Source organism: Rhodoferax bucti (assembly GCF_005876985.1).
GTDB classification, from domain to species: Bacteria; Pseudomonadota; Gammaproteobacteria; order Burkholderiales; family Burkholderiaceae_C; genus Allorhodoferax; species Allorhodoferax bucti.
The window spans coordinates 813,660-829,081 of record NZ_VAHD01000002.1; the positions used below are offsets into that span (position 1 = coordinate 813,660).

General features: G+C 62.9%; 11 protein-coding genes. 6 read left to right on the top strand and 5 right to left on the bottom strand.

The window, feature by feature from the left end; translation table 11 throughout:
- Window position 1: 1 nt before the first annotated feature.
- Window positions 2-1,048, bottom strand: coding sequence for a lytic murein transglycosylase B (gene mltB / locus FDM28_RS10450; RefSeq protein ID WP_206021959.1), 1,047 nt, complete (start codon window positions 1,046-1,048; stop codon window positions 2-4).
- Between the two features lie 228 nt (window positions 1,049-1,276).
- Here mltB and FDM28_RS10455 point away from each other — a divergent pair, with 228 nt between their 5' ends.
- Window positions 1,277-2,623 carry a DUF945 family protein gene (locus FDM28_RS10455; protein WP_138515075.1) on the top strand — a complete coding sequence of 449 codons (1,347 nt, stop codon included), beginning with the start codon at window positions 1,277-1,279 and terminating at the stop codon, window positions 2,621-2,623.
- Window positions 2,624-2,641: 18 nt separating this feature from the next.
- Here the strand turns inward: FDM28_RS10455 and FDM28_RS10460 are convergent, their stop codons facing one another.
- Genes FDM28_RS10460 through FDM28_RS10470 form a run of 3 tightly spaced genes read right to left on the bottom strand, consistent with a single transcriptional unit; the run spans window position 2,642 to window position 6,660 of the window.
- Window positions 2,642-4,648, bottom strand: coding sequence for a transglutaminase TgpA family protein (locus FDM28_RS10460; protein WP_138515076.1), 2,007 nt, complete (start codon window positions 4,646-4,648; stop codon window positions 2,642-2,644).
- A 24-nt stretch (window positions 4,649-4,672) separates the two neighbouring features.
- Window positions 4,673-5,740, bottom strand: coding sequence for a DUF58 domain-containing protein (locus FDM28_RS10465; RefSeq protein WP_138515077.1), 1,068 nt, complete (start codon window positions 5,738-5,740; stop codon window positions 4,673-4,675).
- Window positions 5,740-6,660 carry an AAA family ATPase gene (locus FDM28_RS10470; RefSeq protein ID WP_138515078.1) on the bottom strand — a complete coding sequence of 307 codons (921 nt, stop codon included), beginning with the start codon at window positions 6,658-6,660 and terminating at the stop codon, window positions 5,740-5,742. The genes FDM28_RS10465 and FDM28_RS10470 overlap by 1 nt, the downstream gene beginning before the upstream one ends.
- Before the next feature lie 110 nt (window positions 6,661-6,770).
- Here FDM28_RS10470 and FDM28_RS10475 point away from each other — a divergent pair, with 110 nt between their 5' ends.
- From FDM28_RS10475 to FDM28_RS10495, 5 genes are all read left to right on the top strand, one after another.
- Window positions 6,771-8,057, top strand: coding sequence for a mechanosensitive ion channel family protein (locus FDM28_RS10475; protein WP_138515079.1), 1,287 nt, complete (start codon window positions 6,771-6,773; stop codon window positions 8,055-8,057).
- A gap of 221 nt (window positions 8,058-8,278) precedes the next feature.
- Complete coding sequence (locus FDM28_RS10480) at window positions 8,279-9,028, top strand: electron transfer flavoprotein subunit beta/FixA family protein (RefSeq protein WP_138515080.1); 750 nt, start codon at window positions 8,279-8,281, stop codon at window positions 9,026-9,028.
- A 2-nt stretch (window positions 9,029-9,030) separates the two neighbouring features.
- Window positions 9,031-9,963: an electron transfer flavoprotein subunit alpha/FixB family protein gene (locus FDM28_RS10485; protein ID WP_138515081.1), complete on the top strand. Its 933-nt coding sequence runs from the start codon at window positions 9,031-9,033 to the stop codon at window positions 9,961-9,963.
- A gap of 96 nt (window positions 9,964-10,059) precedes the next feature.
- Window positions 10,060-11,850 carry an acyl-CoA dehydrogenase gene (locus FDM28_RS10490; protein WP_138515082.1) on the top strand — a complete coding sequence of 597 codons (1,791 nt, stop codon included), beginning with the start codon at window positions 10,060-10,062 and terminating at the stop codon, window positions 11,848-11,850.
- 114 nt (window positions 11,851-11,964) lie between these two features.
- The gene (locus tag FDM28_RS10495) at window positions 11,965-12,930 is read left to right on the top strand and encodes an NAD(P)H-dependent flavin oxidoreductase (RefSeq protein WP_138515083.1); all 966 of its coding nucleotides are present in this window, start codon (window positions 11,965-11,967) and stop codon (window positions 12,928-12,930) included.
- A gap of 91 nt (window positions 12,931-13,021) precedes the next feature.
- Here the strand turns inward: FDM28_RS10495 and FDM28_RS10500 are convergent, their stop codons facing one another.
- Window positions 13,022-15,418, bottom strand: a complete 2,397-nt coding sequence (locus tag FDM28_RS10500; protein WP_138515084.1) for a DUF1631 family protein — start codon at window positions 15,416-15,418, stop codon at window positions 13,022-13,024.
- Between the last annotated feature and the right edge of the window lie 4 nt (window positions 15,419-15,422).

The following is a 15,422-nucleotide window of genomic DNA, read 5'->3' on the forward strand; positions in this document are numbered from 1 at the left end:
CTTATTTTGGCACGCCTGTCTGGGCTTGTACCGCTTGGGCCACAGCCTGTCCCAGGTCAATCACTGCCATGGCGTAGTAGCTGCTCCAGTTGTAGCGGGTGATGGCGTAGAAGTTCTCGGTGCCGGCCACATAGGTCGGGGGCTCCGCACCGTTTTGCAGTTCGATCAGGGCCAGCGGGCCGTTGTGGACCTGGCCAGCAGCGTCCAGCAGCACGCCCTTGTCTTGCATGGTGGCAGGGCTGAAGGTGGGCAGGATGTCCGGTGCCATCAGGGCCGCGCGGTCTAGGCGGGCCATGTCGAACTGCACCGGATAGTGGGTGGGCATGCCCGGCTTCCACTTGAAGGCCTGAAAGTAATTGGCCACCGACCCGATCACATCGGCCTGGCTGTGAAACAGGTCGACCCGGCTGTCTGCATCAAAGTCGATGCCGTACTTGGCCCAGCTTGATGGCATGAACTGCGGCCAACCCATGGCGCCCGCATAGCTCCCGCGCAAGGCCATGGGGTCGGTGCCGGTGCGGTGGGTCAGGCTGAGATAGGCTTCCAGCTCGGTCAAAAAGTAGGCGGCCCGATCTGCCTTGCGCGGGTGGGCATCGGGGAAGTCCAGGCTCAGCGTCGTCAACGCATCGATCACCCGGTAGTTGCCAAGCTGTTGGCCGTAGATAGTCTCCACGCCGATGATGCCGACGATGATGCTGGCCGGTACACCGGTTTGCACTTCTGCGCGGGCCAAGGTATCCCGGTTGGCCAGCCAGAATTTCACGCCCGCTTTGATGCGGATGGGCTCCACAAAGCGGCTGCGGTACAGCGCCCAGTTTTTGGGGGTGCCCACCGCAGGCGGGGTGATCGCCCGCACCACTGAGGGCACCATGCGTGCTTTGCTCAAGGTGTCGCGCACCCACACAGCGGGCAGGTCGCGGCGCTGGGCGATGTCGTCTGCGATGCGCATGACATCGGCACGTTCGCCATAAGGCGCGCCCTCAGCTGCAACGGCAGCCGTCTTTGAGGCAGGCTTCGATTTATGGTGTTTTTTGCCTGTAGCGCCCATGGAATGTGCGCAAGCTGCTATCAAAACAAGAGTAACAACGATTTTTTTCAAAGACACAGAAGCGGGGTGTAAGGGGGTTGATCGGGCTGTCTGCTGGCATGGAGGCATGACTGGCAGTGTAGCCACTGGGGCGTGCTTCGTTGGCGTGGTGGGGCGCATTGTCTGCATGCCGGTTTGCTAAAATTTTGCAAAATTCACGCCATTTGTTTTAAATAACTAAATTAATTTATGAGCCTCTCTCCCAAAGTTCGTATCGCGCTGGCAGGCTGCGCCTTGGTGTTGACGGCGGGTGCTCTTGCTGTGCCGTGGTACAGCTCCCGCACGCTGGTGGCCGAACTGCAAGCCCTGGCTGCTACCCACGGCCAAGGCGAATTGCGCATCCGCAATCTGGCGCACGAGGCCGGGTGGCTCAGCTCCAAGGGCGCTTTGGACGTGGAGTGGCGCAACCAGTGCGCAGACAACCCGGAAGGCCCGGTGGTGATGCACCTGGAATACAGCGCACGGCATGTACCTGATTTGCAAGGCTTGACCCGGCTGGAGTGGTCGGCCACCCCTGGCGGGGCGGCGGTGGGCGCGGCCTCGCAATGGCTGGGCGGCAGCAAGCTCACCGGCACCGGGCGTGCGGGCTATGACGGCACCCTGAGCACCGACATGCAGCTGCCTGAGTTGACGATGAACGCCGAGGGCGAGAGCCTGCAGGTCACCCCCTCCAAGGGGCGCATGGTGTTGGGCAAAACCTCGCTGCAGTTTGATTGGATGTTTGAGCGCATGGCGCTGCGCGGCCATGGCAAAGCACTGGAGGCCAAGCAGATTGCGCTGCAGCTGGACCTGAACAACCGCACCGTGGGCACCGGCCGCATGGCCGTGGACATTGAGAGCGTCAGCACTGCCGACCTGACCCTGCAGGGTTTGCGTGTGGCCAGCGAAACCAGCGAGCGGGCGGACCGGCTGGATTCCCGCGTGACCGAGTCGGTGCGCAGTGTGCAGTTCATGGGGCAGAGCCTCAAGGATTTGGTGCTGGAAGCCGAGGTCAAGGGCGTGCACACGGCCAGTGTGCAGACCATCAGCAAGGTGTTTGGCGAGAGCTGCGGCCTGCAAAACGCCACGGCGGATGAACAGCAGCAACTGCGTGCCGCGATCCAAAAGCTGCTGGCCTCGGGCTTCAGCATGGGCATTCCCAAGCTGCAGGGTAGTGGAAATGAAGGCAGCTTGGATGGCAAGCTGCTGCTGACGCTCGCCCCCGCACAGGGCGATGCGGTGGCCTTGGCCCACCAGCTATCGACCAGCGGGCAGCTCACCATCAAGGGCAAGCTGATGCCGCCGGAGCAACGGGCGTTTGCCATGTCCACCGGCTACGCCACTGAGGTGCCCGATGGCGTGCAGGCGGCTTTTGAGTACGACAAGGGTGTGCTCAAGGTCAGTGGCAAAACGCTGGATGGCGCCATGGTGCAAATGGGCCTGCAAAAGCTCGACGGTTGGCTGCAGGCGTTTTTGCTGGGCAAGAGTCTGGAGCCCGTGGAAGAAGTGCCTGTAGTGGCGCCTGCCGAAGCGCCGGTTGCTACGCCCGCATCCTGAGCTGTGGCCTCGAATCGCTCAGGGGGTGAACCAGCGCAGTGTGCGTAGTTCGCCTCGCAGTTGGCGCAGCGTGGCCTGATGGGCGCCGGATTTGGCGTAGCGCCAGGCTTCGAGCCGCAGCAGCCAATCCTTCCCTTGCGGCGTGGCGTGCGGCGCACTGTGCAGCAGCGTGGCCAGGGCGCGGGGCGTGGCATCGTCGGGCACGGCCACACCGCCTTCGCGCAGTTGCTTGCGGGCGTGGTGCAGCAGGCGCAACCAAGGGTCCTGGCGCTGGCGCTCCCACCAGTTCCAGCCTGCGCCCGCCAGGCTGGCAGTGACGATCAGGCCAATCAACACGGTGCTCAGGTCTTGCCAGTCCGGCGCGCTGAAGCCGATGTTGCGCAGCAAATCCATTTGCTTGGCCTGGCTGTAGTTCAGCACCCACTGGTTCCAACGGTTGTTGGTGGCTTCCCAGAGCGCACGCAGGTTCACCGAGAAGCCGGGGCTCACGGTGTTGAGGGCTTGGGTAAACACATTGGGTTGGGGCTGCAAGCGGGTGTAGCTGCCAATACCCACCCGGCCTGGCGAGACGGCCGATGTCGGGTCCACTCGCACCCAGCCGCGGCCGGCCATCCAGACCTCGGCCCAGGCGTGGGCATCGCTTTGCCGCACGGTCCAGAAGCTATCCACTGTGTTGACTTGCCCACCCTGATAACCGGTGACCACACGGGCAGGTACATCCAGCGCGCGCATCAACAGGACAAAGCTGGACGCAATGTGTTCGCAGAAACCGGCCTTGCGGTCGAACCAGAACTCGTCGGCCGTGTGGGTGCCATAGACGCCCGGTTCCAGGGTGTATTCGTAGCCCCCGGTGCGCAGCTTGTTCATCACGGCATCGACGACGGTTTGGGCGCCGGCGGTTGCCAGCTCCGGCTGACTGCGCAGGTCAGCGGCGAGCTGCAAGGTGCGGGGGTTGAAGCCCGGGGGCAGGTCGACGTAATCCTGCAGGCCCACGGCCAAGCGGCTGGGGCCATGCCGGAAGTCGGGGTAGCTGGTGGCGCGGTAGCGCACCAGATCAGCGATCGGCTGGTCGGCTTGCCATTGCAGGTCCGGCCCCATGCTCACGCTATAGCCCACGATCTCAGGCGCTTGTGGCGTGGCATCCAACACCATAAGCCAAGGGCGATTGTTGGCCGCGAGGGTGACTTGGTAGCTCACCGGGTTGCCGCGCACCGCGAGTTCGGGCTGCAGTTGTGCGCGGGTGGGGAAAGCTGAGCGCAGGGGTTTCCATTCGCGTCCGTCAAAGGTGGAGAGCACCGGGCCACGGAAATACATCTGATCCTGGGGCGGCGGCGGGCCTTCGAACTTGACACGCATGGCAATGCTGTCGTCCAACGCCAGGCTGGCAATCGTGCCCACCTGCATCTGGCCGGAGAGGCCGCTGCGTCCGCTCATGGCGTCGCCCGGCAAGCCCCAGAGCGGAGCGATGCGGGGGAACAGCATGAACAGCGCCGCCATGATAGGGGCGCCGGCCAGTGCCATCCACCCCGCCATGCGTGCGGCTTGCATCAGGGGCGGGCGCCCCACCGGCATGTGGTTGTTGACCAGCGCCGTCAGCAGGCCCAGTAAGGCAATCACCATGGCCCCGGCGGTCAGCAGGCTTTGCGAGAAAAAGAAGTTACTGAGCATGGTGAAAAAGCCCAGAAAGAAGATGACGAAGGCATCGCGCCTTGCCCGCATCTCCAGGGTTTTGAGTGCCAGCAGCACTACGATAAAGGTGACCCCGGCATCCCGCCCGAGCAGGGTGCGGTAGCTGAACCAGGTGCCGGCTGTAGCCAGAGCCAGCAACGCCAACAGCCACCAGCGCGAAGGCAGGGAGCGGCTGCCCCAAGCCAGCACGCCGCGCCATACAAGGACGGCCCCTGCCATCGCGCTGCACCACCAGGGCAGGCGGTCCAGCTGCGGCAGGATGACCCAGGCGATCACCCCCAGCAGAAACAGGGTGTCACGGGCTTCACGGGGCAGGGTTTGAAGGCGTTGCAGCATGGCGGTGGTCGGGGTTCGGTGGGCTCAGGCCAGCGCCAGGGCTTGCAGGCAGTTCTTTTGGTGGGCCGGGCCGCTATCGGGCGCCAGCTCGTGCGAGCCCAAACGCAAGCCGTAGCGCAGGCCACGGGTCTCGGCTTGCAGCACCCAGGCACACAGGCGCGAGAGGGCCAGCTCCCGTGCGGCACCGGCCACCCGGCTGCGTAGCTGGTTTTCCACAGTGCCCAAGTCCAGCCACAGCTCCAGTCGCTGGGCTTGTTGGGCGTCACGGCTGACCAGTTCGTCGCTCTTGGCGGCCTTTTTCCAGACCACCAGTTTGAGCGGATCGCCGCGGCGGTAGGCACGTACACCATCGAACTCGCCGGTGGCGTGGCGCTGCGCTGTTGGGGCACCGCCGCTGCGGGGTTCGCCCGGCGGTAGAGGAGGCGGGTTCAATTCCGGCGCGGGGTACACCAGCACCTTGGAGGCCGGGCGCCACACGGTCCAGACCCGGAAGGTGCCCAGTGGAAAGCGGGTTTCTGCGGTCAGGGCCGGCAGGGGCTGCAGGCCGCGCGCGGTGGCGGGAAAGCTGATCTGCACCTTGGCGCTGCCTTGCGGGCCCACGTCGGTCCAGCTCCAGTGCCCGCTGCCCAGCACGGCCAGGCCGATGCCGTAACGGTTGCGTTTGGACGGGTTGTTGAGTTGTATGCCCAATGGCACGCTGGCGCCCGCGAAATGTGCGTCAGGCGCTATCAAATGCATAGTGAGGCCGCTGAGTGTTCCGTGGCACACATGCACGCCGATGATGGCCGCACCGGTCAGCATGAAGGTCAGCAGGTAACCCAGATTGAGCTGGTAGTTGATGCTGGCCACCAGCAGCACCAGCAGCGTAAGCCCCAGCATGAAACCCGGCCGCGTGGGCAGAATGTACACATTGCGCTGGGTGAGGGTGGTGCTGTCTTTGAGCGGCAAGCGCGCTTGCCACCAGGCTTGAAAGCGCCGCCGCACGAGGGTGACCGGATTCCACGTCAGGGCACCCGTGGAACCAGCTTCGCCGGTCCACAGGGTGCGCCCCCCCGGGGGGGAGGCGCCAACGGCGCTTCGGGGGGGCGCCATCAGGGTAACGGAACCGCTTGCAACATGGCGCGTACTTGCTCCTCGGCACCGCGCCCCGCGTCACCCACCGGGATCAAGCGGTGCGCAATGGTTTGCGGCAGCACGGCCTGCACATCGTCGGGGGCCACGTAGTCCCGGCCGCTGATCAGGGCCTGGGCTTTGGCGGCTCGCAGCAACGCAATACCGGCGCGGGGCGACAGGCCTTGCAGGAACCAGCGGCCGCTGCGGGTCGCGGTGATCAGGTCTTGCACATAGTCCAGCAGAGGGTCGGCTGCATGCACGGCTTGCACCGCCTGCTGCAGGCGATCCAGCTCATCTCCCTGCAGCAGGCTGGGCAGGTGGTCCACCATGGCACGGCGGTCCTCGCCTGCGAGCAAGGCGCGCTCAGCCGCGCGGTCCGGGTAGCCCAGAGAGATGCGCATCAAAAAGCGGTCCAGCTGGGATTCCGGCAGCGCGTAGGTGCCGAGCTGGTCCAAAGGGTTTTGGGTGGCGATCACAAAGAAGGGGCGGGGCAGAGCGCGGGTTTCGCCTTCGACGGTGACCTGCTTTTCTTCCATGGCTTCGAGCAAAGCACTCTGGGTCTTGGGGCTGGCGCGGTTGATTTCGTCCGCCAGCAACACTTGCGCAAACAAGGGGCCGGGGTGGAACACAAAAGCCTCTTTGCCGCGCTCGTACACCGAGACGCCGGTCAGGTCACTGGGCATCAGGTCGGAGGTGAACTGCACCCGCGAAAACTGCAAGCCGAAGGTGCGCGACAGCGCGTGGGCCAAGGTGGTTTTGCCCACGCCGGGCACGTCGTCAATCAGCAGGTGGCCACCGGCCAGCAAGCAGGCTACGCAGTCGCGGATCTGGTCGGGTTTGCCCACAATCACCGTGTTAAGCTGGTTGAGCAGGGCTTGGAGTTTGTCTTGGATGTCCATGCCAAGACGTTACCCGAATTTCACGGTGGCAGCGTTGCCGGCGTTGGAATGACCGGGCGTGCGCCCCCTGCTTATTCCTTTTGCTTGTCTGTTTTTTTGCTGTTTTACGTATGGCTTCTTTGAAACACATCCCTGCCCCTCAACCGATTGACGATTTCGCAGGCTGGCTGGATGCCTTCACCCAAATCACCGTGCTGACCGAGCTGGCGGTGCTGGGCGGCGTGGTGGTCATGGCGTGGGGTTTGGTGGCGGCACTGCGCAAAGCGCTGGGTTTGACGGAGGAGCGCTCCATCTGGTTCGGCCGGCGCGTGATTGACGGGGTGCTGTTCCCCTTGGTGTTGCTGTGTCTGGGCTATGTGGCTCTGGAGCTCTTGAGCCACTTTGTGAATATTGCGGTGTTCCGTGTCGTGATTCCGGTGTTGATCTCGCTGGTGGTGATACGGGTGGGCGTCAAGGTGCTACAGGCCACCTTTGCGGACGCGCGCTGGATCAAGCCCCTGGAGCAAACCATCTCCTGGGTCGCCTGGATCGCCATGGTGCTGTGGGTGAGCGGTTTGCTGCCGGTCATCCTCAATGAGCTGGACCTGATCACTTGGAAGGTGGGCGGCACCACGCTGTCAGTGCGCAACATTCTCGAAGGCATGGTGACCGCGGGTGCGGTGCTCATCATCACACTGTGGATATCGGCCGGCATTGAATCCCGCCTGCTGCGCTCAGCCACCGGCGGCGAACTCTCGCTGCGCAAGGCGGCCAGCAATGCCGTTCGTGCGGTGCTGATGTTCGTGGGCCTGATGATGGCGCTTTCGGCGGTGGGTATTGATCTCACGGCCCTCTCGGTGCTCGGCGGCGCGGTAGGGGTGGGTATTGGTCTGGGCTTGCAGAAGCTGGCGGCCAACTATGTATCGGGCTTCGTCATCCTCACCGAGCGCAGCATGCGCATCGGCGATGTGGTGCGGGTGGATGGCTTTGAGGGGCAGATCACCCAGATCAACGCCCGCTACACCGTGGTGCGTAGTCAGACCGGGCGCGAGTCCATCGTCCCCAACGAAATGCTGATCACGCAACGGGTGGAAAACCTCTCGCTGGCAGACCCCAAGGTGAACCAGAGTGTGGCCGTGTCGGTGGGCTATGAGAGCAATGTGGAGCAGGTGATGGCGCTGCTGCTGGAGGCCACCTTGAGCCAAGCCCGCGTGCTGCGGGAGCCTGCGCCGGCCGTGCAGTTGGCCAATTTTGGTGCGGACGGTCTGGAGTTCACCGTGGGCTATTGGATCGACGATCTGGAGAACGGGCAGGGCAACTTGCGCTCCGAAATCAACCTGGCGATTCTCAAGACCCTGCGCGAGCACGGCATCGACATTCCCTACCCACAACGGGTGGTGCACACCAAGGTGCACTGAGAGCGTTTTCTGAGTCTTCGCCCTAAAAGAAGGTGACGCTTTGCCTCACAGGCGGCCGGGCATGGCTATAATCTTAAAAAAGCACGGTCGTTCTATTTTTGTCTATTTCAGGCCACCTGTTATCGCATTCCGCAGGGAGCAGGCAGTCCGGCATAGAATCGGATGATTGACGTGCACGTCAACTAAAACGGCCAAATTTTTAACTATCTGGAGTCGCAGCAATGAAAGTCCTGGTACCCGTCAAACGAGTGGTGGACTACAACGTGAAGGTTCGCGTGAAGTCGGACAACACGGGAGTAGACATCGCCAACGTCAAGATGAGCATGAACCCCTTTGACGAGATCGCCGTGGAAGAAGCCGTGCGCCTCAAGGAAAAGGGCGTGGTCACGGAAGTGATCGCCGTGTCCTGTGGCGTGGCCCAGTGCCAGGAAACCCTGCGTACTGCCATGGCCATTGGTGCCGACCGCGGCATTCTGGTGGAAACTGCTGAAGAACTGCAACCTTTGGCCGTCGCCAAACTGCTCAAGGCGCTGGTCGACAAAGAGCAGCCCGGCCTCGTGATTTTAGGCAAGCAAGCCATCGACGACGATTGCAACCAGACCGGCCAGATGCTGGCAGCCTTGGCTGATTTGCCCCAGGCCACATTTGCCTCCAAGGTGGAAGTGGTGGACGGCAAGGCCCACGTGACCCGTGAAGTGGACGGCGGCCTGGAAACTCTGGCGGTAACCCTGCCGGCCATCATCACCACCGACTTGCGCCTGAACGAGCCCCGCTACGTGACCTTGCCCAACATCATGAAGGCCAAGAAGAAGCAACTCGACACCTTCAAGCCTGAAGACCTCGGCGTGAATGTGGCTCCCCGCATCAAGACCCTGAGCGTGGCTGAACCTGCCAAGCGCAGCGCCGGTATCAAGGTGCCCGATGTGGCGACCCTGGTGGACAAACTGAAGAATGTTGCAAAGGTAATCTGATCATGACCGCTCTTGTTATCGCCGAACACGACAACGCATCCATCAAGGGTGCCACCCTGAACACCTTGACTGCTGCCGCCCAAGCGGGTGGTGATGTGCACGTGCTGGTTGCCGGCAGCAATGCGGGCGCCGCCGCTGCCGCTGCAGCGCAAATCGCCGGTGTGTCCAAAGTGATCCACGCCGACAGCGCAGCGTTCGAGCACGGCTTGGCTGAAAACGTGGCATCCCAGGTACTCGCTATTGCCGGTGCTTACAGCCACATCGTTTTCCCCGCCACCGCTTCCGGCAAAAACATCGCCCCTCGCGTCGCGGCTAAGCTGGATGTCGGCCAAGTGTCTGACATCACCAAAGTGGTGAGTGCCGACACCTTCGAGCGCCCCATTTATGCCGGCAACGCCATTGCCACCGTGCAAGCCACGGACGCGGTGAAAGTGCTGACAGTGCGCACCACCGGTTTCGACCCCGCAGCGGCCACTGGTGGCAGTGCAGCTGTGGAGACCGTGACTGCTACCGCTACCAGCGCTGCGGTGACCTTTGTAGGTTCCGAGATCGCCAAGAACGATCGCCCTGAGTTGACGGCTGCCAAGATCATCGTCTCCGGTGGTCGTGCGCTGGGCTCTGCCGAGAAGTTCACTGAGGTCATGACGCCCCTGGCTGACAAGCTGGGTGCGGCCTTGGGTGCATCCCGTGCCGCGGTGGACGCCGGTTACGCACCCAACGACTGGCAAGTGGGCCAGACCGGCAAGATCGTGGCGCCCCAGCTGTACATCGCAGCGGGCATCAGTGGTGCCATTCAGCACTTGGCCGGCATGAAGGACTCCAAGGTCATTGTGGCGATCAACAAGGACCCGGAAGCCCCGATTTTCAGCGTGGCGGACTTCGGCTTGGAGGCCGACCTCTTCACCGCTGTGCCGGAACTCATTGCGGCACTCTGATGCCGGTGTGACCCAGGGGCATCGCGCGCGGTGCCCTTTTTTTTGGCCTGACTTTTTTCTACCCCCTTACCGCCCCTACAAAAACAGGAGACATCCATGAGCTACGTCGCCCCCGTCAAGGACATGCTGTTCAACATCCAGCACCTGGCCAACATTGAACAGATCGCTCAACTGCCCGGCTTTGAAGATGCCGGCCTCGACACCGCTCAAGCCGTGCTGGAAGAGTCCGCCAAGTTCACCGAAGGCGTTTTGGCGCCCTTGAACTGGGAAGGCGACAAGAACCCCTCCAGCCTGAAAGATGGCGTGGTCACCGCCACTCCGGGTTTCAAGGATGCGTTCAAGCAATTCACCGACGGTGGCTGGCAAGGCCTGCAGCACCCTACCGACTTCGGCGGCCAAGGCCTGCCCAAGACCATTGGCGCTGCCTGCGGCGAAATGGTCAACAGCGCCAACATGAGCTTTGCGCTGTGCCCCTTGTTGTCGGATGGCGCCATCGAAGCTTTGCTGACCGCCGGGTCTGACGAGCTCAAGGCCACCTACCTGGAAAACCTGGTGAGCGGCAAGTGGACAGGCACCATGAACCTGACCGAACCCCAAGCAGGTTCCGATCTGGCCCTGGTGCGCAGCCGCGCCGAGCCCCAGCTGGATGGCACTTACAAAGTCTTCGGCACCAAAATCTTCATCACCTGGGGTGAGCACGATATGGCCGAGAACATCGTCCACCTGGTGCTGGCCCGCGTGAGCGGCGCGCCCGAAGGCGTCAAGGGCATCAGCCTGTTTGTGGTGCCCAAATTCATGGTCAACCAAGATGGTTCTTTGGGTGCCCGCAACGATGTGCACTGTGCCTCTATCGAGCACAAGATGGGCATCAAGGCCAGCCCGACCGCCGTGCTGCAGTACGGCGACAACGGTGGTGCCATTGGCTACCTTGTGGGGCAAGAAAACCGGGGGCTGGAGTACATGTTCATCATGATGAACGCGGCCCGCTATGGCGTGGGTGTGCAGGGCATTGCGATTGCCGAGCGCGCTTACCAAAAGGCCGTGCAGTTTTCACGTGACCGCGTGCAAAGCCGCCCGGTGGATGGCTCTACACCCGGCAGCGCCCCCATCATTCACCACCCCGATGTGCGCCGCATGCTGATGACCATGCGCGCCTACACCGAAGGCTGCCGCGCCCTAGCCAGTGTCGCCGCCAGCGCTTATGACGCAGCCCACCACCACACCGACGCTGAGGCCCGCAAACAGAACCAGGCTTTCTATGAGTTCATGGTGCCGCTGGTCAAAGGCTACAGCACCGAGATGAGCCTGGAAGTCACTTCGCTGGGTGTGCAGGTGCACGGCGGCATGGGTTTCATCGAAGAAACCGGCGCTGCCCAGTACTACCGTGATGCCAAGATCCTCACCATTTACGAGGGCACCACTGCCATTCAGGCCAATGACCTGGTGGGACGCAAGACCTCCCGCGATGGCGGCCAGATTGCCAAGGGTATCGCCGGCCAAGTGGAAGCGACCGAAGCCGATTTGTTGGCCAGCGGCTCCGCCCATGCCTTGGCGGTTGCCAAGCGCCTGAAGGCAGCACGTTTGGCGTTCATCGACGTGGTGGAGTTTGTGGCCGGTAACACCAAGGCCAGCCCGAACGCGGTGTTCGCTGGCAGCGTGCCTTACCTCATGCTCGCAGGCAACTTGATGGCCGGCTGGCAACTGGCCCGCTCGCTCCTGGTCGCCGAAAAGGCCATTGCTGCCGGAGATGATGTGGCTTTCATGCAGGCCAAGATCACCACCGCACGCTTCTATGCCGACCACTTGTTGAGCAAGGCCGGTGGTCTGCGTGACAGCATTGTGGAAGGTGCCGACAGCGTCACCGCCTTGCCGCTCGACGCTTTTTGATGGGCTGGCCGGCGATACCGGCAAAGTTGATGCTATAGATTTGGTAGCTGCTCGCGTATATGCAGCGGGCGCTACCGGTCGATTTCTTTCATAAAAAGTACCCGAGGAGACCCCATGTCCAAACTGCCTGCGCCGCTGGATAGGCTGCCATTTCCGGTGATCGGCTCGCCCTTGTTCATCATCAGCAACCCGAAGCTGGTGATTGCCCAGTGCATTGCGGGTGTGGTGGGTTCCATGCCGGCGCTCAATGCGCGTCCGGCCGAGTTGCTGGAGGACTGGCTGAAGGAGATCACTGAGGCTTTGGCGGCCCACAACGCGGCCCATCCGGACAAGCCCGCAGCGCCATTTGCCATCAACCAGATCGTGCACAAGAGCAACGACCGCCTGGAGCACGACATGGCCCTGTGCGTGAAGTACAAGGTGCCCATCATCATCACCTCGCTGGGCGCACGCGAAGACATCAATGCCGCAGCCCACTCTTACGGCGGTGTGGTGTTGCACGACATCATCAACAACAAGCACGCGCACAAAGCCATTGAAAAAGGTGCGGACGGCCTGATCGCCGTGGCCGCAGGTGCCGGCGGCCATGCGGGTGTGAAGAGTCCGTTTGCCCTGGTGCAGGAAATCCGCCAGTGGTTCGATGGCCCATTGGCCTTGTCCGGCTCCATTGCTACTGGGGCCTCGGTGCTGGCGGCACAGGCCATGGGGGCAGACTTTGCCTACATCGGCTCGGCCTTTATTGCGACCGAAGAAGCCCGCGCCGCGCAGGAATACAAACAGGCCATCGTGGACAACAACTCGGATGAGATTGTGTACAGCAACCTCTTCACCGGTGTGCACGGCAACTACCTGGCACCCAGCATCCGCGCTGCCGGCCTAGACCCGGCCAACCTGCCGGAGAGTGACTCGAGCAAGATGAACTTTGGCGGCGCCTCGGCCAAAGCCTGGAAAGACATCTGGGGCTGCGGACAAGGCATTGGCGCGGTCGACAAAATTCAACCTGCGGGTGAGTTTGTGGCGCAGCTCAAGCGCGAATACGCTGCGGCCAAAGCCGAACTGCTGGCGCGTAACTACGCCTGAGTGACAAGCCTTTGAGGCTGCTAGCGCCCGTGCTTTGTGCGCGAGGCGCTATTTTTTTGATAGTACGGGGTCGGCCAGGACCTGCTGACGCTCAAGCTTGCAGGCGCAGCTCAGGTTCGTTGTCGGCCATGAGGCGGTTCAAAGCGCGTTCCACAATCGGCGCCTGATCGAGCATTTGCAGCTCGTGGCGGCGCAGCATGGTGGCGACTTCGCGCTCGGTCAGCACAAAAGCATCAAAGCCTTCGCGGTTGGTGAACACAAAGCGGGTGCGCAGCGGGCTGACCCAGCTCAGGCGGCAGCGGAAGGGCGGGGTGTCGGGCGATACTTTTTCAAACCATACGCCACGGGTGAGCAGTTGGGCGCTGGCGTCGAACTCATCCATCTGGCTCTGGTCTTGCTCGGCCAGTTTGAGGGCACGGCGCTCGTCCAGCGCCTGCATGGCCTCTTCGCCAGCGCTTTCTTCCAGGGCCGCGCTGCGGCTGTCGGGCGGGGCCGGAGCTTTCATGCGAATGGCCAGCATGTGGGTGGCAATCAGGCGGCGGGTGAAGTTGCCGCGGTCGTCCCCCTCCCAGGCGATACCGTCCAGCTCCTCGTTCAGGGTACGCACCAGTTCCGGCAGCACGGCCACCAGCTTCTGGCGTTCCTCCTGCGTGGTCTTGGCCTGGGTGCTCCAGATGAGCTGGTCCATGGTGTCCAGGGCGTGGTTCCAGTGGCCGGCGTGGCTGTCTTCCGTCATCCAGGCTCGGGCAATCACCTGGCGCCATTGCATGGCCAGAAAGGGCTTGAGAAAAGGCGCCAGCGGCAGGTGTTCCGGCAGCGCGGAGATGCGGGCGTGGACGATTTCGTCCGCATGGGCCAGCGCCGCCTGGAGTTGTTCCTGGTTGTTTTCCTGGGCGGCAACCGGCTCAATTTCCTTGTCGGCACGTTGTTCGCTTTCGAACAGGAACTCGGTGAAATCCGCCAGCACGATGGCAAACAAGGCCAGGTCGTCTTCAAACTCGTGCAGCACCCGCTGCACCGAGCCGTCAATCTGCAGGTAAAGCGGGTCCTGTTCGCCTTTCTCGGGCGTCCATGTGACCGAGGCGGAGGCGAGCGTGTCTACCAGCTTGCGGGCCGGATGCTCTGCGCTCAGAAAGAAGTCCCGGTCCAGCATGGCTGCACGCAGCACCGGAATTTGCAAGCGCCCGATGATGACTTTGAGCGGTGCCGGGATGGCCATGTCGGCAAATACATAGTCAAACACCTCGGCCAGCGCGTCCACCGTGCCACGGTCCAGCTCCTGCGCGTTTTGAAACGCCGGTTGCTCCCTCAGCTGGCGCAGCACGTTGCGGTGCAGCCCCGTGTGGGGGAGGGGGCCATTGTCATCCGGGGGCAGGTCGTCTTGCAGAAACTGAAAGCGTGAGCCTCTGCCTGCGCCGGCCTGCATATCGCCAAGGTATTGCAGCAGGGCCGGGTCCGGCGGAATGGCGAGCATTTCGGCGTTGCCGTGGATGTGGCGGTCCCCATCGTCTGGGGCGTCATCGGCCTCGCCAGCGGGAGCGGATGAGCCGAAACCCAGGCGCTGCAAAAAGCTGCGCACCTGCTGCACCAGTTGCTGGCCGGTGGGCGCGATGGCGCTCCAGCCGCCTGTGCCTGTTGCTGCGGGGCCTGACCCCGCTGCGCTGGCTGGCACCGCCGTCGCAGCCTGCTGCGCGGTATCTCCGTGGCTGGCTTGCGGTGTAGCGCTCAAGGGCGCCGCGCCCGTGAGCGGTGCAAAGTTGGATTCCGGTGCCTTGCGGATGCGGTGCACCGTTTGCGCTTGCACACCGGCTTGGGTCAGCATGGACAGCAGCTCCTGGTACAGCGGAGCCAGGTCGACGAAGTGGTCAGGCTCCAGGGACTCGATGAGGTCGTCGGTGACCTGCGGGTCCAGCTCACTTTGTTCCCAGCCCAGCATGAAGCCTTTGAGGATCACCTGGGGGCGGAACACGTTTTGCCCCAGCGAAAAATTCTCGTCTTCCACCAACGCTGCCAGCTTGGTGGTGAGCGGACTGAGCAAGGGCTCCTGCCGGTTGTTGAAACGCTGGGCTACGCGGTCTAGCAGGAGGATGCGGTGCACCTCGTCCACATCGATCAGGCTCAGCGACATGCCGTCGAGCGCGGATCCCGCGACAGGACTGGCGGGTGCCGAGGCGTGGTGGAAGGCGGGCCAGACATCGGCAATCTCGTCATGCAGGGTTTTCTGCAGGGCTTTGCGAAAGCTCCCCAAAAACCGGGGGGCTTGGCGGTCCAGCAGCATGGCGGCGGCGCGCAGGTTCTGGCCTTGCAGCATGGGCACCTTGCCATCGGCCAGGTCCAACAAATGGCCCCGCAGGTGTTGCACACAGGCGGTGTCGCGCTCTTCCAGATACCCCAGCGTTTTGCCGACCATGGCGCGCACCAAGCGTTGCGCCCGAGCGCGGGTCTCGGGCGTGCTGTGGCTGGCGGACAGGGACTGAAAAGCGCTCATGGAC